We start from the raw sequence: 25,706 nt of genomic DNA, 5'->3' as shown, positions 1-25,706 counted from the left end.
AAAGGTGTATTGCCCACAAAAGAACGGCAATACACCTTTCTTTTTATCACCCTAAAAACAAACTAGACTTATGAAAAAAATTATCTCGCTGTGTATGATGTGGTGCATCTGCCTCTCTATCTGGGCCGGAAAACACTACACCGTCATTGTATCCCTCGACGGGTTCCGCTGGGACTACCCGCAAATGTACGATACACCGTTCTTCGACCGGATGGCTCATGAAGGCGTAAAGGCCACCATGATTCCATCGTTCCCCTCGAAAACATTCCCTAACCACTATACCATTGCTACGGGACTGGTGCCCGACCACCATGGTATCGTAGCCAATACGTTCTGGGACCCACAGCGCCAGGAACTTTACAAGATGAGCAACCTGAAAACCCGCAACGATGCGTCTTATTATGGTGGAGAACCTATCTGGATTACCGCACAGAAGCAGGGTGTCAAGACGGGAAACATCTACTGGGTAGGCTCTGACATTGCCGTAAAAGGACAGCACCCCACCTACTATCACGTGTACGACCAGAAACCCCGGCTCACCCAGACGGAGCGTGTGGCAGAGGCACTGAGAATGCTGAAACTGCCGGAAGAAGAACGCCCCCAGCTGGTTATGATTTATTTCGAGGATTCTGATACCTACGGACACACTTATAGCCCGCACAGCAAGGAAACACGCCGCTGCGTGGAAGAGCTGGATGCCCTCATGAAATACTTATGGGAAGGACTTCAAAGCTTGCCTTTCGGAAAGGACATCAACCTGATTGTGACGTCCGACCACGGAATGGCGACTGTCAGCGCAGACCGCTTTGTGCCTATCAAGCACCTGTTGAACGAAAAATGGTATACTTTGATTGACGGGAATCTGCCGGCACAGATTTATACGAAACCGGAATACCGTGACTCTGTGTACCAGGCACTACAGGGACTGAATCACGTACGGGCATGGAAAAAAGAAGATATTCCTGCTTATTTGAACTATGGTAGCAATCCACGTGTGGGCGACATCATCGTACTGCCTGATTTAGGCTGGCTGGTGGAAGAAGGCAAGAAGACACTTCCGGGAGCCCATGGGTTCGACCCGACCTACGACGATATGCAGGTGATGTTCCGGGCATGCGGACCGGATTTCAAGAAGGGATACGAGGCTCCGAAATTCCGGAATGTATCGATTTATTCCTTGCTGGCCCGCCTGCTACACATCACTCCAGAGAAGACAGACGGATGCCTGGAAGAGGTTGAAAATATGTTGATTCAGTGAAGCTTACTGAAGCAGTCCAAAACGTAAGTACATTTCAAATCAAACACAAGTGCATTTGAGTCAAAACGCCTTTGCGTTTCAAGTAAAACGCAAGGACATTTAAACAAAAAGGCTTCGACGTTTTTCGGTGAACGTCGAAGCCTTTTTTCGTCATGTATAATCTGCTGTAAATTAGTCTTCCATCAACTTGCGATAACGTACGCGCTTCGGCTCTACATTGCCCATACGCTTCATCTTGTTTTCTTCGTATTCCGTGTAAGAACCCTCGAAGTAGAACACCTGACTGTCTCCTTCAAAAGCTAAGATATGGGTACAAATACGGTCGAGGAACCAACGGTCGTGGCTGATGACCACAGCACATCCGGCAAAGTCTTCCAGACCTTCTTCCAGCGCACGGAGGGTGTTTACATCAATATCGTTGGTCGGCTCGTCGAGCAACAACACGTTACCTTCTTCCTTCAGTGCCATGGCCAGGTGCAGACGGTTACGTTCACCACCAGAAAGCATACCGCAAAGTTTTTCCTGATCAGAACCGGAGAAATTGAAACGACTCAGGTAAGCACGGGCATTCACATCGCGGTTACCCATACGAATCAGGTCGTTACCGCCACTGATTACCTGGTATACAGTCTTGTTCGGGTCGATATCCTTGTGCTGCTGGTCTACATAGGCCACTTTCACAGTCTCTCCTACTTCAAACTCACCTTTATCCACACTTTCCAGTCCCATAATCAGGCGGAACAACGTCGTCTTTCCGGCACCGTTCGGACCGATAACTCCCACGATACCGTTAGGCGGCAACATGAAGTTCAGGTCATCGAAAAGCAGTTTGTCGCCATACGCCTTGGCCACATGCTTGGCTTCGATAACCTTGTTTCCCAAACGCGGACCGTTCGGAATAAAGATTTCCAGCTTTTCTTCCTTCTCCTTCACATCTTCGTTCAAGAGCTTGTCGTACGAATTCAGACGAGCCTTACCCTTGGCCTGACGAGCCTTAGGAGCCATGCGCACCCATTCCAACTCGCGTTCCAGCGTCTTACGACGCTTGCTGGCCGTCTTCTCTTCCATTTCCATACGCTTGGTCTTCTGCTCCAGCCAGCTTGAATAATTTCCCTTCCAAGGAATACCTTCACCACGGTCAAGTTCCAGAATCCATCCAGCCACATGATCCAGGAAGTAGCGGTCGTGTGTCACGGCAATTACCGTTCCTTCGTACTGCTGCAAGTGCTGTTCCAGCCAGTCAATACTTTCTGCATCCAAGTGGTTGGTCGGCTCGTCAAGCAACAGGATGTCAGGTTTCTGCAACAACAGACGGCACAAAGCCACACGGCGGCGTTCACCTCCCGAAAGGTTCTTCACCAGCTGGTCTTCGGGCGGACAGCGCAATGCATCCATCGCACGTTCCAGTTTGCTGTCAAGATTCCACGCATCGGTAGCGTCAATAATATCCTGCAGTTCGGCCTGACGCGCAAAGAGTGCGTCCATCTTTTCCGGATCTTCATAATACTCCGGCAAACCGAACTTCTGATTGATTTCTTCGTATTCGACCAGCGTGTCTACCACCTGCTGCACTCCCTCCATCACGACTTCCTTCACGGTCTTCGTGTCGTCAAGCTGAGGTTCCTGTGCCAGATAACCTACAGAATATCCCGGTGAAAATACCACTTCACCCTGGTAGTTCTTTTCGATTCCGGCAATGATTTTCATCAAAGTAGACTTACCGGAACCGTTCAAACCGATGATTCCGATTTTCGCGCCATAAAAAAAGGATAGGTAGATGTCTTTCAATACCTGTTTGTTGTTCTGGAATGATTTGCTCACTCCCACCATTGAAAAGATAATTTTCTTGTCGTCTGCCATATTCTTTATATTAGTTAAGTTATCTATTCTTCATTCGTTTCATGAAATAGCCGTGCACCACTGCCTGATAAATCAACAGACCAGCCAGCAGAATGAGCGATGCAGCGCGGAACTGTTGTCCGGAGATGTCTTCTGTGTATTTCCCGAAGAACACGCCCAGCATGACACCCGACTCCCAAAGCAACTGATAGGTGTGATAGCCCGTTCCGCGCTCACAGTGCAAAGGAAGACGTATCATCATCCGCAAGAACTGAAGCAGGGAAAAACCCATGCCCAATCCGGTCAGAAGACCGGCTCCCATTAGCATTTCTTTTTCGGTGGAACAGCCCAATATCCATACTGCCACACACATCAATACCAGCCCGACACCATTCAGCAAACGGCCGTTCACTTGCTTACGAACCACGCGGTCCAGCAGCAGGAAAACGATAAATCCGGCTATGATACAAATGTAGAAAAAAGTATCGAAAATCGAGCTGAACAGCACCCCTAAAATGAAGGGAACCACCATCATGTTCAGCCCCGGAATCAAGGTACGGAAAAGCAGAAAACGGTCGAACGACAGCAACGGAAGGTCCAACGGAGCACGGAAACAGACTTCCACCATGGAAACCAGTACGACCGGAAGGGAACAAAGTCCCACAAAAAGATAAATCTGCTGCTGGAAAGAAAGATACCAGCCTGCATTATATCCCAACAGGATGCCGCACAGCATACCGAGTACCCCCGACCAAGTGAAAACCACACTGGCCTTGTTTCTGTACTGGCTGGGAGTTACATCGATGACCAGGGTACTTCCCATTGCCATCAGTACCACCCCAAACAAGGCTCCCTGAAGCACACGCAAAAGGAAGATCATCCCCCACTCTCCGGCATATGGATACAACAATCCCAAAAGCGCCAGCAGCAGAAGACTACGCGTACACACATTCTTACGCTTAAACGTATCGACCAGATAATTATTGAACGCTCCCAAAAGGAAAAGAGAAGCTCCAAAGATAGCTATGGCACCTCCGGCCTGAAATCCCGTATACCCTCCTTCTGACACCATCCAGTGATGAAGTGCAGGAAACAGCATATACACTGCCGTATACAGGAAAAAATTAGCGATGAGCAAAAGATTAAAATTCTTGTTCCACATTTTTTCTACATCTGATAGAAAACACAGATGCACAGACTGCGACTTTTAAATTGTCCGGAAGAACCGGACTTTGCAGTCCATGCATCTGCGGCTTATAAGTGATAATCTTAGTATTGTTCTGACTCGTTAGGGAAGTCACAAGCTTTCACGTCGGCTACATAATGTCCGATGGCGTCGGTCATCACGGTATTCAAGTCGGCATAGCGACGAAGGAAACGCGGACTGAATCCTTTGGTCATACCCAGCATATCAGTCACTACCAATACCTGTCCGTCTACTCCTCCACCGGCTCCGATTCCGATAACCGGAATAGTCAGTTCCTGAGCCACACGGGTTGCCAGTGCAGCCGGAATTTTCTCCAGTACCAGAGCGAAGCATCCGGCTTCTTCCAGCAGACGTGCATCCTTAATCAGCTTTTCAGCTTCAGCATCTTCTTTGGCACGCACACCGTAAGTTCCATATTTATTGATAGACTGAGGCATCAGTCCCAGATGTCCCATCACGGGCATTCCGGCACCAATAATACGGCGAATCACGTCGATGACTTCTTCACCGCCTTCCAGCTTCAGAGCATCAGCATGTGTTTCTTTCATGATGCGGATGGCATTGCGTACCCCGTCAAACGGGTCTGCCTGATAAGAACCGAATGGCATATCCACCACTACCAACGCACGCTTCACACCGCGCATCACTGACTTTCCGTGATAAATCATCTGCTCCACGGTAATAGGCAAGGTCGTCACGTTACCCGCCATCACATTCGAAGCTGAATCACCTACCAGAATCACATCCACACCTGCGCCGTCTACAATCTGCGCCATCGTATAATCATAAGAGGTCAACATGGAAATCTTCTCACCTCTCTGTTTCATCTCAATCAAACGGTGAGTCGTTACTTTACGAGTATCACCAGAAAGATATCCTGCCATAGTTTTCTTCTGAATTAATAAAATTTCCGCAAAAATAGCCGATTTTTCCGAATCAGACAAGCCTTACAGCAAGTTCATCATTTCTTCATACGTAAAACAGGTGAAATCTGGAATCACCCGGGCGCACTGATTTTGAATGGCTTCCGCCGGATTGGTGGTGCTCAGTCCCACTACAGGCATGCCTGCTGCGTTTCCCGCCTGAATACCATGGAACGAGTCTTCAAACACGACACAATTGACCGGGAGCGTCTCGAAAACTTTGGCTCCAAGCAAAAAACAATCGGGATCCGGCTTGGATTTCTGAAACATCTCGGCTGTGAGTATCCGGTCCACCATGTTCTTCAATTCAGGATGTGCCGCATATACATTGGCCATTTTCTTCTCGTTCGAACTGGTCACTATGGCTATTTTCACTCCATGGGCACGAAGGCTCTGCATGAACTCTGCCACTCCCGGCACATATTCATAGCGCATCTCCGTCTCGAAACGGTTCAGGGCTTCTGTAATTTCAGCCTGTTCATGCTCCATTCCCTGAAAATAACGGTCGTAAATCTGCCGCAGCGTCTGTCCCTTAATGATTTTTCCGAATTCCTCGTATTCCGGATGGTATTTTTTTCCTACCTCATTCCAGAAGATACTATACTGTGACTCAGTGTCCATCACTACTCCGTCAAAATCAAAAAGTGCTGCTACGCATTTAGTTTTGTCCATTGGTATGTTTAGTTTGATTTAACGGTGCAAAGTTCTAAAATATTGCTTCATATTCCTAACTTTGGAAATTAAAATAAACAAACGTACATGAAAGAAAACAATCCGCACATATTGGGAGAGGCCCCTATCGGGAAACTGCTGGTGGAATATTCCATTCCTGCCATTATCGGAATGACACTGACTTCCTTGTATAACATCATCGACAGTATTTTCATCGGTCATGGTGTGGGAGCCCTAGCCATCTCCGGTCTGGCCATCACCTTCCCGCTGATGAACCTGCTGGTAGCTTTCTGTACACTGGTGGGCGTAGGAGGTGCCACACTTTCTTCCATCAGATTGGGACAGAAGGATAAAAAGGGGGCAGAAGACATTCTCGGCAACGTAGCTATTCTTTGTGTCATTAATGCCATCTTCTACGGCGGACTGGCATTTATCTTTCTGGAACCGATTCTCTTTTTCTTCGGAGCCAGCGAAGCTACCCTGCCGTATGCCCGCGATTTTATGCAGGTAATTTTGTTGGGCAGTCCGATTTCTTATGTCATGATCGGACTCAACAACATCATGCGTGCCACCGGTTATCCGAAAAAAGCCATGCTTTCTTCCATGCTGACCGTAGGCTGCAACATTATTCTGGCTCCGATTTTTATTTTTGTACTGAACTGGGGAATCCGGGGAGCGGCACTTGCGACCATCTGCTCACAATTCATCGGCATGCTGTGGGTATTGTATCACTTCTATAGTCAGAAGACTTATATCCGGTTTCAGCGTCACAGCATGCGACTGAAACAGCACATCATAGCCAACATTTTTGCCATCGGCATGTCGCCCTTCGTTATGAATGTGTGCGCCTGCTGCATCGTGATTTTCATCAACAACCGTCTGCTCAACTATGGAGGTGATATGGCCATCGGTGCATTCGGTATCCTCAACCGTATCCAGATGCTCTTTGTCATGATTGTGATGGGTATCACCATGGGAATGCAGCCCATTACGGGATACAACTACGGTGCACAACATTTCGACCGCGTAAAAAGAACCTTGAAACTGGGAATCACGGCAGGATGTATCATTACTACCTTAGGATTCATAATCGGTGAACTGTTTCCCGGTATATTTGTCGGCATGTTTACTGACAACCACGAACTGACTGATGAAGCGACACTGGCCCTGAGAATTGGCATTCTATCCTTCCCGGTGGTAGGTGCACAGATTGTCATCACCCAGTTCTTTCAGTCCATCGGAAAGGCCCGGATTTCCATCTTCCTGTCTCTTTCCCGCCAGCTGCTCTTCCTTCTGCCGGGACTGGCTTTTCTCCCACCTTTCTATGGCGTGGAAGGTGTATGGTTCAGCATGCCGTTATCCGATGCATTGGCCTTTGCCGTGGCAGCTTTGATGCTGGCATACCACTATAAGAAAAAGATGTCAGGCACCGATTTACGGACAGCTTAAAAACTTTCTGAGAAAAGAAGAGCCAGATTCAGCACAGATACAATCACTGCCATGGTGTAAAGCACAAAACTGCTCCACCGGGAGTTGGCATATTGCCCCATGACCCGTTTCGAGGAGGTCAACCCTACCTGCAAGAATATGGTAAACGGAAGCTGAATGCTCAGTATCATTTGTGAGATAATTAATCCCTGAAAAGGATTCTCGATGAACAGAATGACAACCAGTGCTATTCCTAATGAAAGTAGAATTCCTACACGAGAGTGCACATCCTTTACATGATAGGATTCACCAAACATGCCGGCAAAAATGGAACCGGCGGCCATCCCGCTTGTCACAGTGGAAGAAATACCTGCCATCAGCAAGGCAAGGGCAAAGATGGTAGCAGCCTGATTGCCCAGCAAAGGCTCCAACAAGCTCTTGGCCTGCTGCAACTCTTCCACTCCGATATGGTGAGCAAAGAAGGTAGCCGCAGCCAGTAGAATCATCGCGCTGTTGATGGCCCAGCCTACTCCCATAGAGAACAGGGTATCATAAAATTCATATTTTAATAGCTTACGGATAGAAGCATCGTCCTTCTTGTTGTACTCCCTACTCTGTACCACTTCCGAGTGCAAGAACAAGTTATGAGGCATCACCACGGCTCCCAGCACACTCATTATCACCAACAGGCTTCCCTCAGGAATGGAAGGTGTCACCCATGAACGGGCAGCCAAAGGCCAGTCAATGTCAACCAGGAAAAGTTCATAAAGGAATGACAATCCTATCACTGACACGAATGCAATAATGGAGCGTTCAATTCGCTTGTAGGAATTGGTAAACAGCATGATAGTAACAAAAAAAGCGGTGAGAAGGGAACCCCAGATGATAGGAATATCGAATAGCATTTCCAAGGCAATAGCTCCTCCCAAAATCTCTGCCAGAGAAGTGGAGATAGATGCCAGTACGGCTGTTCCCAAAATAGGACGTGACACCCATTTCGGCGTATATTTAGTGGCAGCTTCGCTCAAGCAAAGCCCGGTAACAATTCCCAAGTGAGCTACATTATGCTGCAACACGATGAGCATAATAGTAGACAAGGTAATCACCCACAACAAGGAATACCCGAAATCTGCCCCTGCCGCAAAATTAGAAGCCCAGTTGCCCGGATCAATAAAACCAACGGTCACAAGCAAACCGGGACCAATATATTTAAAGAAATCCAGTCCACCAAGATAACGCTGGTGGTCCTTACGTCGTAATTCTTTGATGAAATTCCACATATCTATAAATCTGTTTTAATAAGTAAAAACACATTTAGCCAATAGAATGTTCACACAAAGAGTAAAGAAATTTGTAATTAGTTCAAATTTAAATTATCCCAACCTGCGGCATGGTACCAAGAGATGGACTGTTCGTAATAATCATTCCAAGCTGTTTTATTAGCAACGTAAGGATTATATTCTTCTGGAATATACATACCGATTCCACAGAAACGAGTGCCATCAATAACTACCCCATCAAAATCATAATCAACACCAGACAAACAATCTTTAGCTATCACCGCCTGATTCAATGCACTTTGTACAGAAGCAATAGCTTCATTCAAATCAGTAGTTTTTACCACCCCACTTTTTCTTCCTAACTCCCGAAAGAAATCAAGCACATCATAAGAAAAGTATCGATAACTCCCCACTCCATACTGCTGTACGTTCTGCATGGACACAGAAGAAAGCGCATCCTCCCATTCTGAAAGTTTTGCTTTTACCGTACTGGCCAGATTTTCCATTTGACTACAATCCATCACTGCACATGTACCCCAGGCATCTTTTATTTTATTGAAAGAAATAAATTCATGGCATACAGCAGAATAATCCACGTTTTCAGAATACAAATAAGGAAGAATCTGATCGTACGGGAATCCATACACCGGAGTTTCCATTACGGAAGCAATGCAATATGAAGTTGTCTCTCTCAACTCATAACCCACTTCCGCTGTACCCATCATGCAGGCATCAAACAATACGAAATCAAGTTTTTCCGAAAAACTATTTTTCAACACATCAGCCAGATCCGGAATATCTATATTGTAACCATCGTCATCACCAAAGGCTTTTGACTGCACAGAATTCCCCTTCATCCACCCCGAAGCATGCGAGCCTAGAATAAGGCCATAACTGTCAGAAGGTGCAACAATCTGCATATCGGTAAACACCTCTTTCATCACAGCCGGATCAGTTGCAATCTGACTGTTCATGGTATACTCTTTTTTCTGAGCAATCTGACAAACTGCCTCAAATGTCAAGTTATCCCCACTTAAAACTGGTTGATTATTGACATTACCACGCCCGTCAGTATAGAAACTCATTAAGGTAGGATTACTCAAGGGAGTATCACCCGTATACGGACGATAGAATACCAGCAATGTGCATGATTCTTTCATGTTACCCAATGCGGTATACATATCGATTACGTTATCACGCAAATAGGTATCTAAAGAACCTGCCTTGTTATTCGAAATCAGATATGCCAGCACCGTACGTCCGGAACGTTTCGCAGGCTGTTGTTCCGGAATTTCATTAGAACAAGCAGCCAGCACAATCACCAGCAGGGTGTAAAGCCATTTCTTCATCTGCATTATTCAAAATCAGGCTTCTCAAACTTAAATTCTGCATTCACATCCTGAAGGAACAATGAGCCACCCTTGGTATATTTTTCCTTCAATTTCTTCAGTTCCTTCTGCACGTTTTTCTTTTTACGGCTGAAAAACATGAAACAAGTACGGTTCTTCCCATTCTGTTTCTGCTCCAAATAGTCTTTCAACTGGATGCTGTACAATGCACGGCCAATGAGCATTCCTTTATCATCTACAGCTGCACTATCCAGATACTGCACGTCAGTAAAATACACCAGTGAATCAGTAAATGAAGCAGAAACGCCTGCCAAATAAACTCCATATTTGTTCTTATCTTTCGGCCGCTTGCTGAATGCAGAAGCAGCAAATACCATCATTAACAGAAAACAGAAAAACTTTGTATAACGCATAATTTATCGATTTATGAGGGCAAAAGTACACAATTATGCGTAAAAACCGAAAGAAGACATATAAATTAACAAAGAAAAAGCCTTTCTACATACAAAAAGAGATGTATCAAGGTCTGAGCTAACCTTCATACATCTCTTCTGTTTTTTTGGAAATCAATCTCTACCTTATCCCAAATAAGATTTGAGCAGCTTACTACGAGAATTTTGTCTTAATCTTCTAATTGCCTTTTCCTTAATCTGACGAACACGCTCACGTGTGAGCCCAAACTTGTCGCCGATTTCTTCCAACGTCATTTCCTGCGTGTTAATACCGAAAAACATCTGGATAATATCCTTCTCTCTTTCGGTTAGCGTAGAAAGTGCTCTGTCAATTTCCCTCGAAAGTGATTCATTTACCAAGGAGCGGTCGGCCATAGGAGAATCATCGTTCACCAGCACGTCCAGCAGACTGTTGTCCTCTCCTTCCACAAAAGGAGCATCCACTGAAATGTGACGACCGGAAACCTTCAGCGTATCCGAAATCTTGTCTACCGGGATTTCCAGTTCATCGGCCAGTTCTTCCGGTGAAGGACGACGCTCGTTTTCCTGCTCAAACTTGGAAAACGCCTTGCTGATTTTGTTCAGTGAACCTACCTGATTCAACGGCAAACGCACAATACGCGACTGTTCAGCCAGTGCCTGAAGAATAGACTGACGAATCCACCAAACGGCGTAACTGATAAATTTGAATCCACGAGTTTCATCAAACTTTTCAGCAGCTTTAATCAAACCCAGGTTACCTTCGTTAATCAAGTCAGGCAAGCTCAATCCCTGGTTCTGATACTGTTTGGCCACAGACACCACAAATCGCAAATTAGCACGCGTAAGCTTCTCCAAAGCAATACGGTCACCCTTACGGATACGTTGAGCGAGTTCTACCTCCTCTTCTACAGTAATCAAATCTTCACGACCGATTTCCTGCAAATACTTATCCAAAGAAGCACTCTCTCGGTTAGTGATACTTTTAGTAATCTTTAACTGTCTCATTCTATATAAAATGATTTGGGTACAAAAGTACAAAATTAATTTTATTTAGGCGGCAGATTTCCAAAGAAAGAATCTATAAATTTCTTAAACAGACAAACTTACTCTCTTTTTGTTAACCATCTGCCATAAAGGACAACAGACTAAACCGTCTGATTGTTCATCTTCATGAAAAATACAAGGCAAATAAACATCAAAAAGGCGCTTCGGCAATCGAAACGCCTTTTCTTTCCAATTCTTTTTACCTTAGTAATATCTTTTATTCAGCTTGTGACAAGTCTACCGCATAATTGGCACGTCTTCCTGAAGGATAAACTCCCGTCATGAACAGTACCTGATCGGGTGACTGAGAAGCCTCTTTCATTACACTTTCCAAATCTTGTACGGTGCGCAACTGCTTGCCGTTGGCTTTCAGAATAATGAAACCTTTACGGATACCGCTGTCTTTCATTCTTCCGTTATCAATACCGGTCACTTCAACTCCATAGCCTAAGTTCAACTGTTTCTTCAGTTCATTAGGTACGGCACGGAAAGCTGCTCCCAGAAGTTCCATATCTGCCTGTTTTACCACCTTGGTTGTTCCCTGAGAGTTCTTCAACGTGATGGTAAAGGTCTTTTCTTTCTTGTCGCGCAATACGGTAACTTTCACCTTGTCACCCGGACGATACTTAGCCAGCAAGCCTTGAAGGTCGGCCATCGTCTTCACCTTATTGTCATTCAACTTCAGGATCACATCGTTCTTCTGCAAGAATCCGTCGGCAGAACCACCTTCAGTTACTTCAACTACCTGTACACCTTCAGTAGCTCCCAGTTCCTTCTGTTCTTTTCTGATTTCATCCGGATACCTTTCATCACCCATGTCACGACCACCGATACCCAGCAAAGCACGCTGTACGGTACCATATTGTTTCAAGTCGGTTACCACCTTGGTCATGATACTTACCGGGATAGCGAAACCGTATCCTGAATAAGCACCAGTCGGAGAATACAGCATGGCATTGATACCTACCAGTTCACCTTTCGCATTAACCAATGCACCACCACTGTTACCCTGATTGATAGCCGCATCGGTCTGGATGAAAGATTCTACCTGATTAGCTCCCAGTCCACGAGACTTCGCACTTACCACACCGGCAGTCACTGTAGAACCCAGGTTGAACGGGTTACCTACTGCCAGTACCCACTCACCTACTTTCAGGTTGTCAGAGTTACCTACCACAATAGCCGGGAAATCATCTCCTTCAATCTTTACAAGTGCCAGGTCAGTAGTCGGGTCAGTACCGATGACACGACCTTTCATTTCGCGTCCGTCGTGCAACTTCACGTTGATTTCATCCGCTCCGTCAATCACGTGGTTGTTCGTTACGATGTAACCATCCTTTGAGATGATGACACCCGAACCGAAACCTCTCTGTTCCGGAGTCTGTACTTGCTGCTGACGTCCTCTACCGTCACCGAAGAAGAAGTCAAAAATATCCGGTTGTCCCTGAATAGTCTGTATCTTGCTACGCTGGATAGACATGATATGTACAACGGAATTCAACGTACTCTCTGCCGCTTTAGTCAAGTCTACCGGCTGCATGCTGGAAGCATCGAACGCTGCGGTACGTAAAGGAGATGCCGTTTCAAAACTTTCATAAAAAGAAGTATTATCCTGATTTTTCTCCATCATGGCATACGCTGTAACCCCTGCCACTCCGGCACTCAAAGCAACGACTGCCACAGAACCAATCGCAAACTTAGTTATTGTTTTCATATCTTCTATTGTTTTAAATGTTAATTTCGACGTTGTTTTAACTTTTCATTTGCTAAAGTAGAACAAAATCCATACGATTGTACTCTTACCCTATTCTTTTTTCCGTCTTTTAACAATGAAAACAAGGGCATTAACCGCAGTTAACTGGCATATCTGACAAATTTACATTCATTACCAGTGAAATAGTGACAACGCTGACAATTCGTCCGGCCCGTTCTGACAGCTCCCCAAACACCCGAATCAAAAGAATCCTGACAATTATAGCACAAATTCCGTTTATTTGCGTACCTTTGCACGAAGAAAGCAGTCGGTCGGTCTGTCGCTGGTACATTATTATATAGTAAAAGAGGAAAGTCCGGGCAACGCAGAGCATCCTACTTCCTAACAGAAAGCTGTCCGTAAGGGTAGAGTAATGCAGAAGAAAATAACCGCCTCCACCCGGAGGTAAGGGTGAGAAGGTAGGGTAAGAGCCTACCAGCCGCATAGCGATATGCGGGCTGTGCATCTTAGGAGTTGTAAGGTCATGTAAACCGGCATTAACGAGGGTTGCTCGCCCCACGTCGGAGGGTGGACCGCTAGAGCCTGTCGGTGACGGCAGGAGTAGATAAATGACAGACTCCCCTGCTTGCAGGGTGACAGAACCCGGCTTATAGACCGGCTGCTTTCTTTTTCATTAAAACCAATCCACCATGAACGCACGACTCAAATCACTGATTCACTTTCTGGACGACGGTATCTGGCGCATCCGGGAAGAGGAAGTTTCTCACCTCCAATGGAAAGTATACACCTGTCTTAAGATTATTTACTTATCCATCAACCAGTTTATCAATGACCGTATTGTGGTGCGTGCATCAGCGCTGACCTACAGCACCCTGCTTTCCATCATCCCCATCCTGGCCTTGCTTTTCGCCATAGCCAGAGGGTTCGGATTCGACACCTTGATTGAATCACAGTTCCGCAGCGGGGTAACAGGTGCGCAGGCTGAACTTGTTATCAGCTGGATTAATTCCTATCTGGAACATGCACAAAGCGGAGTTTTCATCGGTGTGGGCCTCATTATGTTATTAGGAACCGTCCTGCTACTGATTGACAACATCGAACGCAGTTTCAATGCCATCTGGCAAGTAAAGAAGCCACGCGGTCTGTTCCGGCAGATTACCGACTATTCTTCTTTGATTCTGCTGCTACCGGTACTGCTCGTTATCTCCAGCGGTCTGTCCATCTTCATGAGCACCTATGTCAAAGAATTGCAGAACTTCATGGTACTGGCCCCGGTTCTGAAATTCTTCGTCCGCCTTATCCCCTATGCCCTTATCTGGGGAATGTTCATCGGACTTTACATCTTCATGCCCAACACGAAAGTCAAGCTGGCACACGCCTGGCTACCGGGTATTCTGGCAGGAAGTGCTTTCCAAGCCTTTCAGTATTTCTACATCAATAGCCAGATATGGGTTTCTAATTACAATGCCATCTACGGAAGCTTTGCGGCCATTCCTCTGTTCCTTTTGTGGACACAAATATCCTGGAGCATCTGTCTGTTCGGAGCCGAAATGAGCTACATCAGCCAGAACATATCCACCTTCAACTTCGGAAAGGAAACAGCCAATATCAGCCGACGTTTTCACGACTTTTTCTGCACCATCATTTTGAGTTCTATCTGCAAACGGTTCGCCACTGGCGGCCGGCCTTACACGGCAGAAGCCCTGAGCAAAGAACACAAGATTCCAATCCGCCTGACAAAAAGTATTCTGTATGAATTGCAGGATATGCGACTGATTTATGAAGCCGGTGCCGGCGGAGAAGAAAAATCCCGCGACCCTCAATATCTTCCAGGAATAGACATCCACCGGTTAAGCGTAGGCACCCTCCTCAGCCAGCTGGACGCCAATGGAGCGGAAGATTTCAAAATTGACCCGGGACATTATTCTACAGCCTGGCAAACCCTGATACAGGCCCGCAAAGAATTTACAGAAAAAAGCAGTGAGGTACTGCTCAAAGACCTATAAGAAACGCAAGGCGCAGCTTTCGGAAATCGTTCCAAAAAGCTGCGCCTTGAAGTTATATAATTTGAAAGTATCACTCTGTAAGCTGCATCATACGGCTCAGGTACTTACCAATAATATCAAATTCGATATTTACCACACTGCCCACCTTGATTGTATGAAAATTGGTATGCTCGTAAGTATAAGGAATAATCGCTACCTGGAACGTATCCGATGTAGGATTGCAGACTGTCAGGCTGACACCGTTCACCGTGACAGAACCTTTGTCTACCGTAAAGTATCCGCGTTTTGCCATCTCCTTGTCAAAGTTATACTTAAAGGTGAAATACCAGCTTCCCTGCGCATCATCAACCGCCGTACAGACTGCAGTCTGGTCCACATGTCCCTGCACGATATGACCGTCCAGCCGTCCGTTCATCATCATGCTGCGTTCCACATTCACCTTGTCGCCTACAGCCAGCAGACCGATATTGGAGCGTTCAATGGTTTCCTTCATGGCCGTTACCGTATAAGTACCGTCCTGGATGCTGACTACCGTCAGACATACCCCGTTATGTGATACACTCTGGTCAATTTTCAGCTCATCCACAAACGAACATTTCAATGTCAGGTGCAGGTTTTCCTGATCCTTTACCACCTTCACGACTTCTGCATATTCCTCTACTATTCCAGAAAACATAATCTTATGGTTTTAAAAATATAAACTGTGTCATTTCTTTTTCGACTCGGGAATCGGGCTGCTCCATACGGTTTCTCCGCCGGAAGATACGACCGAAATCACTCCGCCTGCGTAATCTTCAATGTAGCTGTTGCCCTTCACCAACATGTCTTCCGCCATGTGAATGGCCTTTTCCGGGGTCTTGATAGAAAACCCCTTATTGTCGCTCGAACTGCCGTCCGAGAAATAAATATCATACGTTGTCATGTTTCTTCATTTTCTTAATTGCAGGCGCAAATATATCAAATTCCTCATAATACCCGCAACAGATATACAAAAAATTTCCTGCAAGAAAAATGCATAAAAAAAGAGAAAACAACCTGCGTTGCTTTCTCCTGCGAGCGGAAAACGAGACTCGAACTCGCGACCCTAACCTTGGCAAGGTTATGCTCTACCAACTGAGCTATTTCCGCAAAAATTTAAAAATCAAATGGAGCGGAAAACGAGACTCGAACTCGCGACCCTAACCTTGGCAAGGTTATGCTCTACCAACTGAGCTATTTCCGCAAAATGTAGTGCCCAGAACAGGACTCGAACCTGCATGCCTCTCGACACACGCACCTGAAACGTGCGCGTCTACCATTCCGCCACCTGGGCATTACGGTCTTTCGACCTTCGCGCAACAAACGCTGGAGCGGAAAACGAGACTCGAACTCGCGACCCTAACCTTGGCAAGGTTATGCTCTACCAACTGAGCTATTTCCGCATTTTCGGTGAAGGAAATGAGACTCGAACTCACACGACATAACTGTCACCACCCCCTCAAAGTGGCGCGTCTACCAATTCCGCCATTCCTCCAAAAAGGAAAAGAAAAGAATTGTTTTCGTGGTGCCCAGAACAGGACTCGAACCTGCATGCCTCTCGACACACGCACCTGAAACGTGCGCGTCTACCATTCCGCCACCTGGGCATTGTTTTTTTCGCGCAACTCTTTTCTTTCACTGAGCGGAAAACGAGACTCGAACTCGCGACCCTAACCTTGGCAAGGTTATGCTCTACCAACTGAGCTATTTCCGCATTGTTTCTACAACCGTTCATCATTTTCCCGATTGCGAGTGCAAAGGTAGTCCTTTTTTCGAAACTACCAAAATTATCGACTATCTTTTTTTGAAAAAAGTGACAAATTTCTTTGGCTTCACAGGCCCCATTAAGGTATCTGCCTACCCTTTTTCCGATTAAAACTCCTTGTAAATGAACGTTTCGAAAGGCTCTTAGAACTGTTTCAAAAAGCATATTTCAACAGCCTAAAAAACACAAGGACATTTGACTGAAAACGTACTTGCGTTTCAAATCAAACGTCCTTGTGTTTTGACTCAAACGCACTTGCGTTTGAATCAAAACGCTTAGGCCTTTTTTCACGAATACCTAAGCGTTTAAAAAAAGACTATTTTACCATCCAAATTAGCACATCCGGTCACGATAATCCTCGTAATGGAAAGTGCGATATACTTCCAGTTCTCCATCCGCATGGAGCAGGGCTATCGAAGGATGATGGATACCGTTAAACATATTTGTCTTGACCATCGTATAATGAATCATGTCTTCAAATACGATTCGCTCTCCTACCTGCAATTCGTGGTCGAATTTCCAACTGCCCATATAATCACCACTCAGGCAACTGTTTCCTCCCAACCGGTAGACATGTTCTTCCCGAGCAGCTGTTTTCACCGCCTCAGCCGGAAGAGATTCGGCATTACGCACCCGCGGCTGATAAGGCATTTCCAGACAGTCGGGCATGTGGCAGGTAAAGCTCACATCCAGAATGGCCGTCCGTATCCCCCGACTTTCTACTACATCTACTACCGATGCCACCAGCGGGCCAGTCTGCCAGGTGAAAGCCGAACCAGGCTCCAGAATAATCTGCAGATGCGGATAGCGTGATTTCAATCCCTGCAGCAAGCCTATCAAATGGTCTACGTCATAATCGGCACGTGTCATCAGATGACCTCCACCCAGATTCAACCATTTCAACTGAGGGAACCAGCGGCTGAACTTTTCCTCAATATGCTGGAGCGTGCGTTCCAACTCGTAAGAACTCGACTCACAATGACAATGACAGTGGAAACCTTCAATACCTTCGGGCAACTGCTTCGGAAGCAGGTCGGCCGTTACTCCGAAACGTGTGCCCGGCGCACAAGGGTTATAGAGCTCTACTTCCACTTCCGAATATTCGGGATTGACACGGATGCCACATGACACATGCTCCGGATACGCCTTTGCCAGCGGATAAAAACGCTCAAACTGCGACAGGGAGTTGAACGTGATGTGACTGCTGTACTTCAGAAAGGCAGGAAAGTTCTGTGCGGTATAGGCCGGCGAATAAGTATGCGCCTTACTGCCGAACTCTTCGAAAGCCAACCGTGCTTCGTATTCCGAACTGGCCGTGGTATAACGGATGTATTCCCGGAAAATAGGGAACGACTTCCACATGGCAAAGGCTTTAAATGCCAGAATAATTTCCACTCCCGCCGTATCGGCCACATGCTTAATCAGCGTCAGGTTCTTTCTCAATAAATCTTCTTCCATGACATAGCACGGAGAAGGTATCTTATCCCAGTCTTTTATCATTCTTTTTCTCTGTTATTTAGTGTTTGAATCAATTATCTTAAAACGGGCAAATTTCAGCAGCAGCTGTTTTACGCCGGCGTGCTGGAACTGTACGGTAGCTTTGCAGTTGTCTCCGTTGCCTTCCACCCGAGTCACTTCCCCTTTGCCGAAGCGTTCATGCTCTATCCACATACCGGCAGAAAGTCCCCCTGCTGACGGACCGGCCGGAGCTGCCGAAGGACTCGCATCAGGTATACGGCGAAGCGTACGAGGAGGCACAAAGCGATGAGGTTCTTCCGGCATCGGCCCGCCATCAAACATAGATGGACCCGTTTCGCGAGGTTCGCGTTCGTAAGATGCACGGCTGGCTTCTTTCCGGAAACGGCTGGCCTTTTCTTCGATGCGTGTACCCATCAGTTCCTCCTGCGGCACCTGCAGGTAACGTACGTCAATATCTTTCAAGAAACGGCTCGGATTACAGAACTCCATCTTCCCGTATTTGAAACGGCTCTTGGCGTACGACAAGTAACAGTGCTCTTCAGCCCGTGTCACTGCCACATAAAACAGACGGCGCTCTTCCTCGAGTGCCCGATAGCAAGCAGATGACAGCGGACTCGGAAACAGATTTTCTTCCAGTCCCACCACAAACACATTCGGAAACTCCAACCCCTTGGCGGAGTGAATGGTCATCAGTGTCACCTTCGGCTGCGCTTCCCCCTGCTCTTCATCCTGATCGGTCAGCAAGGCAATCTCTGAAAGATAATCCGACAAAAGCACATGTGGGTTTCCTTCTTCCTGACGGCCGTCGCAGAAATCGCGCATACCGTTCACCAGTTCCTCTATATTTTCCTGACGGCTCATGTTCTCCGGCGAACGGTCCTGATAAATCTCTGCCATGATTCCCGAACGTTTCACCAGTTCCATACCCAACGTATAGGCATCCTGCTCACGAGCCAAAGTAACGAATTCCGAAATCAGGTCGCGGAATCCCTGCAACTTGGTATAGGTTCCTTTATTCAGTTCCACTCCGTAGCTCAGCGGTTCGCAAAGCACTTTCCACAAACTCACTTCACAACGTCCGGCCGCTTCGGTCAACTTGCCCAATGTGGTATTCCCAATTCCTCGTGCCGGATAGTTGATGACACGCTTGAAAGCCTCTTCATCGTGCGGATTCACCGCCAGACGGAAATAAGCCACCACATCCTTCACTTCCTTCCGCTGATAAAACGAAAGTCCTCCATAAATACGGTAGGGTATACTGCGCTTGCGCAAAGCTTCCTCAAAAATACGGCTCTGTGCATTAGTACGGTAAAGAATGGCAAAATCATGATAAGCATATCCCGACTTGGCATGCAACTGCGCAATCTTGTTGGTCACGATTTCTCCTTCTTCCACATCGCTATAAGCTGCAAACACGCCGATAGGTTCCCCCTTGTCTTTCTCGGAGAACACCTCCTTCTGAATCTGGTCGCGGTTTTTCGCAATCAGGCTGTTCGCCGCATTCACGATGGTCTGCGTGGAGCGGTAATTCTGCTCCAACTTAAACAACCGTGCATCTTTGTATGTACGGGTAAAATTCAGGATATTATCGATGTTAGCTCCACGGAAAGAATAGATACTCTGGGCATCATCACCTACTACACACACAAACTGGTGTTTCTGCGTAAGCTGGAGTACGATGCTGTGCTGTGCAAAATTCGTGTCCTGATACTCATCTACTAAGATGTAACGGAAACGCGCCGCATATTTATCACATATATCCGGACGAGTACGGAACAACAAATAGGTGTACAGCAGCAGGTCGTCAAAGTCCATCGCGTCACTCTGCCGGCAGCGGTTCCAGTAACGCAGGTAGATTTCATGCAACAGAGGCACCTTCGCAGCCCGGTCAGCTTCTATGAGTTCGGCATTTGCCGCGTATGCCTCCGGCAGCACCAGGTGATTCTTGGCATTGCTGATGCGGCCCTGCACCATCCCCGGCTTGTAAACCTTATCGTCCAGGTTCATTTCTTTTATGATAGTTTTCACCAGACTTTTGGAATCCGTCGCATCGTAAATTGTAAAATTAGGAGTAAAACCCAGCGCCTCAGCCTCGGCCCGCAATATCCGTGAAAAAATAGAATGGAAAGTCCCCATCCAAAGATAACGGGCACGTTCCTGCCCTACCTGACGGGCGATACGCTCCTTCATTTCACGGGCAGCCTTATTGGTAAAGGTCAAGGCCAGAATAGACCACGGCTCATAACCGTTGTCCAGCAAATAGGCTATCTTGTATGTCAGCACGCGGGTCTTTCCGGAACCGGCTCCGGCAATCACCAGCGAAGGGCCTTCATTGTACAATACCGCCTCGCGCTGACTTTCATTCAGTTCATTCAAATAGTCTGTCATACAGGTCAAAATAAATCCGCCACAAAGATAGCACAAATCCGTCAGTGTCCTAACACTTTTTTCGACTCTCCCCTTAAACAATTTCCCCCTTTGAGGTGTTATAGTAGTTGGTACAGTAAAACAATTACCATCGTATTAAGGTTATAAAGAAAGGGAGGCTTACCGACTGTCAAATCCGGCAAAGCCTCCCTCTTTTTATTGTCTCTCGGACAATTCTGTCTTAACTACATACACCTGATCAAAGGTTCGGATTCTTGGCAGAATCGGTGTCTGGATAAGGCATGTACACCTTGCTGTCACTCCACGTACCGCTCACTTCCACACCTTCTTTCACCTTCACACCCGGAGCTACTTCTACTTCCGGATTCCCTACACGTTCTTCAAATGTTTTTTGAAGCAGTTTCATACGGAACTGGTCCGCACGGCGCGTTACCAATGCCACCCAGTAACCAGCGACTTCCCATCCATGTTCTTCGAAAGCAGCCTCAGCCAGTTGTGAGGCGTTCATCTGGTCAATATCCACACCGTTAATGACTTTCCAAGAACCGTCATCTGCATACGTTTTTTTCTTGCTGCCATAGGTATCGCCCACCATTCCGCGCTTACGCACATCCTTCAGACACTGTCTGGCCAGCGTTAAATCCGCTTCACCGGCACGTGCCGCAGCTTCAGCATACCACAGTTTCACTTCCGCATAACGAATCAGGCGATGGCGGTGGCCGTTACACATATTCTGACTTGCAGGAAGAGTATAATCATAAGGAGCATCTATATTGGCCTTGGAAGCCGGATCCCAGTTCACAGAAAAGACACTGAACATCGGATGACATTCCGGAAATACCCAGCCTTCGCCCGACTTTTCATACCAGTCGTGGAGTTCATAGCCATTTCCGTCCTTATTGGGCTTCAGAATCTGCGGATCATAAATGGCATCCTTACGCGGTCCTTCAGGGAATCTCTTCCAGAAACGGATTTCTCCCCATGCATCTCCCCATCCGCCGATTGACTCAAACTGATTGCAGGAGGTAAGCTGTGAATCCTGTACCCAGTCTACATTCGGAGAATAGTTGATACCGAGAATCGTTTCCTTGTTGTAGTTATTGCTCATGGCATACACGTCGTAGTAATTATCATCCATGCGGATGTCATAAGTACCGTTTTGGGCGCCTTCAATCACTTTCTTCGCTTCTTCAGCAGCCTTCGCATAATATGAAGCTCCCTTTTCCAACGGCCATCCAGCCATTGCCATGTACACGGCAGCACGTGTAGACTGCAAAGCAGCCTTCGTGACATATACATTGACTCCGTTCATGAATGCCGGTGCATCCTTGTAACTTTCAGGAAGACTTTCGCATTCCTCTGAAGTCAAGTCGGCTACAATCTGCTCATACACTTTTTCCACAGGACTGGGACTCATGGTAAAGTCATCATTTTCATTATCCAGTGTCAAAGGGATGTCACCGAAAAGACGTACCAGCGTAAAATAAGCATACGCACGCCAGAATTTAGCCTGACCAATGGCCTGTTTCATAGAAGTCTCATCGGTTGGCGTCTTTGAAGCATTCAAAATAATGAAATTGGCAGCCTTGATAATGGCATAATGGTCGGCCCAGCAGTCCTTTACTCCCTTATTCGAGTTTACAGGAGCAAAACGATCTATTTCGGCCGCAGCCTGCTTGTTACTTCCCGGGTTGGTCGTAATGTCATCTCCCTGCCACTGGGGATACTGAGGATTCGTACGAGTTTGCGATGCATTCACCTTGCTATACAATGAATACACACTCATGTTCAATTCTTCCTGCGTACTGAAATAGCTTTCAGGTGTCAGTTTGCCCCGAGGGTCCTCCTGAAGCAAGTCTGCACAAGAAACGGTCAGCAGTGAGGCCGTCATCATACAGCCTAAAAATATTTTTGTTTTCATGTCACATCTAGTTTTGATTAAAGGTTAAAAATTCATACGCACACCAAAGGTAAAAGTGCGAGGAGTAGGATAAGCTCCCATGTCAATACCGGCATCTACGTCCACATTGCTGTTAGAGAAAGTAGTTCCCACAGGGTCCATGCCCTTATAACCGGTAATGGTAAAGAGATTCTGGCAGCTCAACGTGAAGCGGATGTCAGCAAATTTCGCCACCTTTTTCGGCAGGTTATACGACAAGCTGATGTTTTCCAGTCTTACATAGCTTGCATCTTCCACCCACTTGGTAGATACGGCCTGATAGTTATTTCCTGTCACCTTTAATCCCGGATACATGGCCGACTGTCCCACCTTATCAAAGTTTTCGGTATAAGCCTCACGCAAGGTAATGAATCGGGAGTCTCCCACCATTGAAGCCATAGTAAAGCGTGCCAGATTCAGTCTGTCTACTCCAAATGCTCCGTTAAAGAACAGGTTCAGGTCCCAATTCTTCCAGGTCAGCGTATTGTTCCAGCCAATAGTAAAGTCAGGTGTTGCCTTTCCTATTACCTGGCGGTCGGCTCCGTCAATCGCTCCATTGCCGTCCATATCCAGGTAAGTATCCTTACCCGATTCATCCAGTCCGGTCCACACATATCCATAGAAAGAACCGATTGCATATCCCGGTTTGATAATCGTCGCTTCATCTACCATACCCGATGCCGGTTTAGACCCGAAGAAGAAGTCATTCTCACCACCAGCCAGTTTTTCCACACGGTTCTTCAAGTAAGTTCCGTTTAAAGTAGTAGACCATGTAAAATCTTTATTTTGAATCAAATGGGCTATCAAAGATATATCCACACCCCGGTTGCTGATTTCGCCGTCGTTTACCCAATAGCTGGCACCACCTTTATAACTCGGCATCGTCTTTTTCAACAGAGCATCGGTCGTACGCTTGTCAAAATAGTCCACACTCACAGACAAACGGTAATTGAACATGGCAAAATCCAAACCAATATCAAACTGACGGGTCTTCTCCCATGTCAGGTCAGGAGTGGCAATGTCGTTAGCCCAATATCCTACGTAGTCACTGCTGGTACCAAAATTATATTTGGTCTGCGTCATCAATCCCAATGTAGAGTAAGGGTCAATGGCCTGATTACCCACAATACCGAAGCTGGCACGGAGTTTTAAATCCTGCACGGCCTTGACATTCTTCATGAACTTTTCATTGCTAATCGTCCAGGCAGCAGCCACTGAAGGGAAGAAACCCCATTTATTTTTTGAGAAGCGTGAAGAACCATCCGCACGGAAAGTTCCGGTCAGCTGATAACGGTCACCGTAGTTGTACATCACACGTCCCACGCCGGAAACCAGTGCCCAGTTCTGTATGCCGTTGCTTACGTCACGGCTCTGTGCCATACTGGCATCCCACCATCCGACCGATTCGGTCAAAAGATTTTTCCCGGAAATACCCATCAGACGCTCTTCATACTTGGTTACTTCGTACACGGCTGTAGCAGTGAGTGAATGCTTGTTCCATTTTCCCATGTAAGTAAAATTATTCGAACTCTGCAACATCATGCGATAGGTATCATTATTGCCCATGCTATTGGATGGATTAACACGCTTGGAAGCAAAACTATAAGACTTCGCATCATAATAATCCACACCATTGGTCGTAGTAAAGGTCAGTCCTTTTGCCAGGTTAAAACGCAGGTCCACATGTCCGGTCAGCACATTGGTCATCGTTTCTCCACCGTGCAACCGAAGAATACCTACCGGGTTGCTGGCAATGGCATTGATCGGGTCTTTCGCGTAATTATTGCCATCCATCATCTGCATAGTCGGAGAATAATTCATCGCAATCCAGATTGGGTTATCTTTTCCGGTTACAAACGAGCCGCCTTTTCGGATGCTGTGTGAAGCATTGATGTCTGTCGTGACATGCAACCACGGAAGAATCTGCGAAGTCACATTGGCCTTTGCCTGGTAACGTTCATTCTTGGATTCGATAACTACACCCGTCTGGCTCATATAGTTACCAGACAGATAATACTGCGTTTTCTCATTTCCACTGGATAATGACACTTTATAGTTTTGTGTAATACCCGTACGGAAAATCTCATCCTGCCAGTCGATTCCCGGATTGGAACCATCCAGATAAGCCGACATTTCATCCTTGCTTTTCTTTCCGGCATCTACCAGTGCCTGAGCATACTCACGTGTGTTCAACAAGTCATAACGCTTATACACATTAGCCACTCCAAACGAAGCGTCCAAAGTAATCTGTGAAGCTCCCGCTTTACCGGTCTTTGTAGTAACCAATACCACACCGTTGGAACCACGCGAACCGTATATGGCCGTAGATGAAGCATCTTTCAGCACCTGCATAGACTGAATATCTTCCGGGTTGATGCCATCCAGACCGCTTTCACGCACAATTCCGTCGACAACGTACAACGGATCATTACTCTTGTTGATAGAACCAGAACCACGCACACGAATCTTTACGCTTCCTCCCGGTACACCACTGTTTTCTACCTGCACACCCGACACACGGCCCTGCAATGCATCAGAGACTTGCGTAATGGGCTGGTCCTTGAAGCTTTTATTATCCAATACGGCCACCGCACCAGCCACATCAGCCTTACGTACGGCACCATAACCGATAACAACCACTTCATCCAGTTTCTCTGCATCTTCCTTCAGCACAACTTTCAACTCGTTCTGATTCTTAGCCGAAATTTCCTGTGTTACATAACCAATGTAAGAAAATACCAGTACGGCATTCGGAGAAGATAGATTTAAGGTAAATTTTCCATCAAAATCGGTGATGGTTCCGTTTGTAGTTCCTTTTTCCAGCACATTCACGCCAATCAGTGGTTCACCATTTACATCGACCACACTTCCGCTAAACTGTGCAACCTGCTGTGAAACAGCCGACTCAGCTACATTGGCAGCCATTAATTCGGCTGTAGAACCAATTGCAACAAACAAACTGA

General features: G+C 46.6%; 18 protein-coding genes, 7 tRNA genes and 1 other RNA gene. 4 read left to right on the top strand and 22 right to left on the bottom strand.

Translation table 11 applies throughout. The annotated features are described in order from the left end of the window. Window positions 1–70 precede the first annotated feature (70 nt). Entirely contained in the window at window positions 71–1,258 is a 1,188-nt protein-coding gene (locus BACPLE_RS10510; protein ID WP_007561662.1) for an alkaline phosphatase family protein, read from the top strand. 171 nt (window positions 1,259–1,429) lie between these two features. Here BACPLE_RS10510 and ettA read toward each other — a convergent pair whose 3' ends face one another. The 4 genes from ettA to BACPLE_RS10490 all read right to left on the bottom strand — a co-directional run bounded on the left by ettA (window position 1,430) and on the right by BACPLE_RS10490 (window position 5,899). Continuing rightward, window positions 1,430–3,118 (bottom strand): energy-dependent translational throttle protein EttA, encoded by a 1,689-nt coding sequence (gene ettA / locus BACPLE_RS10505; protein ID WP_007561661.1) that lies wholly within the window; start codon window positions 3,116–3,118, stop codon window positions 1,430–1,432. Window positions 3,119–3,137: 19 nt separating this feature from the next. Next, window positions 3,138–4,259 carry an MFS transporter gene (locus BACPLE_RS10500; protein WP_007561660.1) on the bottom strand — a complete coding sequence of 374 codons (1,122 nt, stop codon included), beginning with the start codon at window positions 4,257–4,259 and terminating at the stop codon, window positions 3,138–3,140. Between the two features lie 107 nt (window positions 4,260–4,366). Then, a complete protein-coding gene (gene panB / locus BACPLE_RS10495) occupies window positions 4,367–5,188 on the bottom strand; it encodes a 3-methyl-2-oxobutanoate hydroxymethyltransferase (protein ID WP_022053053.1) in 822 nt (273 codons plus the stop codon). Between the two features lie 63 nt (window positions 5,189–5,251). Continuing rightward, on the bottom strand, window positions 5,252–5,899 hold the full coding sequence (locus BACPLE_RS10490) for an HAD family hydrolase (protein ID WP_007561657.1): 648 nt from the start codon (window positions 5,897–5,899) through the stop codon (window positions 5,252–5,254). 87 nt (window positions 5,900–5,986) lie between these two features. Here BACPLE_RS10490 and BACPLE_RS10485 point away from each other — a divergent pair, with 87 nt between their 5' ends. Further along, the gene (locus BACPLE_RS10485; protein ID WP_007561655.1) at window positions 5,987–7,348 is read left to right on the top strand and encodes an MATE family efflux transporter; all 1,362 of its coding nucleotides are present in this window, start codon (window positions 5,987–5,989) and stop codon (window positions 7,346–7,348) included. Here BACPLE_RS10485 and BACPLE_RS10480 read toward each other — a convergent pair. From BACPLE_RS10480 to BACPLE_RS10460, 5 genes are all read right to left on the bottom strand, one after another. Beyond that, window positions 7,345–8,607 (bottom strand): Nramp family divalent metal transporter, encoded by a 1,263-nt coding sequence (locus tag BACPLE_RS10480; RefSeq protein WP_007561653.1) that lies wholly within the window; start codon window positions 8,605–8,607, stop codon window positions 7,345–7,347. The genes BACPLE_RS10485 and BACPLE_RS10480 overlap by 4 nt on opposite strands. A gap of 77 nt (window positions 8,608–8,684) precedes the next feature. After that, complete coding sequence (locus tag BACPLE_RS10475; protein WP_040312985.1) at window positions 8,685–9,956, bottom strand: clostripain-related cysteine peptidase; 1,272 nt, start codon at window positions 9,954–9,956, stop codon at window positions 8,685–8,687. 5 nt (window positions 9,957–9,961) lie between these two features. Continuing rightward, the gene (locus BACPLE_RS10470; RefSeq protein ID WP_040312840.1) at window positions 9,962–10,369 is read right to left on the bottom strand and encodes a hypothetical protein; all 408 of its coding nucleotides are present in this window, start codon (window positions 10,367–10,369) and stop codon (window positions 9,962–9,964) included. 165 nt (window positions 10,370–10,534) lie between these two features. After that, the gene (locus BACPLE_RS10465; protein WP_007561648.1) at window positions 10,535–11,395 is read right to left on the bottom strand and encodes a sigma-70 family RNA polymerase sigma factor; all 861 of its coding nucleotides are present in this window, start codon (window positions 11,393–11,395) and stop codon (window positions 10,535–10,537) included. Window positions 11,396–11,651: 256 nt separating this feature from the next. Next, a complete protein-coding gene (locus tag BACPLE_RS10460; RefSeq protein ID WP_007561647.1) occupies window positions 11,652–13,148 on the bottom strand; it encodes a trypsin-like peptidase domain-containing protein in 1,497 nt (498 codons plus the stop codon). 303 nt (window positions 13,149–13,451) lie between these two features. Between BACPLE_RS10460 and rnpB the strand changes: the two genes are divergently transcribed. Together rnpB and BACPLE_RS10455 are read left to right on the top strand one after the other, a co-directional pair. After that, an RNA gene (rnpB, locus tag BACPLE_RS18615) (RNase P RNA component class A) lies at window positions 13,452–13,814 on the top strand. A gap of 23 nt (window positions 13,815–13,837) precedes the next feature. After that, window positions 13,838–15,154, top strand: a complete 1,317-nt coding sequence (locus BACPLE_RS10455) for a YihY/virulence factor BrkB family protein (protein WP_007561646.1) — start codon at window positions 13,838–13,840, stop codon at window positions 15,152–15,154. A gap of 70 nt (window positions 15,155–15,224) precedes the next feature. Here the strand turns inward: BACPLE_RS10455 and BACPLE_RS10450 are convergent, their stop codons facing one another. The 13 genes from BACPLE_RS10450 to BACPLE_RS10390 form a co-directional block, all read right to left on the bottom strand. Further along, the gene (locus BACPLE_RS10450; protein WP_007561645.1) at window positions 15,225–15,830 is read right to left on the bottom strand and encodes a riboflavin synthase; all 606 of its coding nucleotides are present in this window, start codon (window positions 15,828–15,830) and stop codon (window positions 15,225–15,227) included. Between the two features lie 30 nt (window positions 15,831–15,860). Further along, window positions 15,861–16,076, bottom strand: coding sequence for a hypothetical protein (locus tag BACPLE_RS10445; RefSeq protein ID WP_007561644.1), 216 nt, complete (start codon window positions 16,074–16,076; stop codon window positions 15,861–15,863). Window positions 16,077–16,209: 133 nt separating this feature from the next. Next, a tRNA-Gly gene (locus tag BACPLE_RS10440) sits at window positions 16,210–16,282 on the bottom strand. A gap of 18 nt (window positions 16,283–16,300) precedes the next feature. Further along, window positions 16,301–16,376: transfer RNA gene (locus BACPLE_RS10435), tRNA-Gly, on the bottom strand. A 9-nt stretch (window positions 16,377–16,385) separates the two neighbouring features. Continuing rightward, a tRNA-Leu gene (locus tag BACPLE_RS10430) sits at window positions 16,386–16,466 on the bottom strand. A 33-nt stretch (window positions 16,467–16,499) separates the two neighbouring features. Continuing rightward, window positions 16,500–16,575 (bottom strand) — tRNA-Gly (locus tag BACPLE_RS10425). An 8-nt stretch (window positions 16,576–16,583) separates the two neighbouring features. After that, window positions 16,584–16,667, bottom strand: a tRNA-Leu gene (locus BACPLE_RS10420). Between the two features lie 28 nt (window positions 16,668–16,695). Further along, window positions 16,696–16,779 (bottom strand) — tRNA-Leu (locus BACPLE_RS10415). A 34-nt stretch (window positions 16,780–16,813) separates the two neighbouring features. Continuing rightward, window positions 16,814–16,886 (bottom strand) — tRNA-Gly (locus BACPLE_RS10410). A 384-nt stretch (window positions 16,887–17,270) separates the two neighbouring features. Continuing rightward, window positions 17,271–18,437 carry a carboxynorspermidine decarboxylase gene (gene nspC, locus BACPLE_RS10405; protein WP_007561641.1) on the bottom strand — a complete coding sequence of 389 codons (1,167 nt, stop codon included), beginning with the start codon at window positions 18,435–18,437 and terminating at the stop codon, window positions 17,271–17,273. A gap of 12 nt (window positions 18,438–18,449) precedes the next feature. After that, window positions 18,450–20,804, bottom strand: coding sequence for an ATP-dependent helicase (locus BACPLE_RS10400; protein ID WP_007561640.1), 2,355 nt, complete (start codon window positions 20,802–20,804; stop codon window positions 18,450–18,452). 238 nt (window positions 20,805–21,042) lie between these two features. After that, window positions 21,043–22,725 carry a RagB/SusD family nutrient uptake outer membrane protein gene (locus BACPLE_RS10395; RefSeq protein WP_007561639.1) on the bottom strand — a complete coding sequence of 561 codons (1,683 nt, stop codon included), beginning with the start codon at window positions 22,723–22,725 and terminating at the stop codon, window positions 21,043–21,045. Window positions 22,726–22,749: 24 nt separating this feature from the next. Then, window positions 22,750–25,668 (bottom strand): SusC/RagA family TonB-linked outer membrane protein, encoded by a 2,919-nt coding sequence (locus BACPLE_RS10390; protein WP_235777930.1) that lies wholly within the window; start codon window positions 25,666–25,668, stop codon window positions 22,750–22,752. Window positions 25,669–25,706: the final 38 nt, after the last annotated feature.

Origin of the sequence: Phocaeicola plebeius DSM 17135 (genome assembly GCF_000187895.1) — a bacterium.
GTDB lineage: Bacteria > Bacteroidota > Bacteroidia > Bacteroidales > Bacteroidaceae > Phocaeicola > Phocaeicola plebeius.
This window is presented reverse-complemented; position numbering and strand designations above follow the sequence as displayed.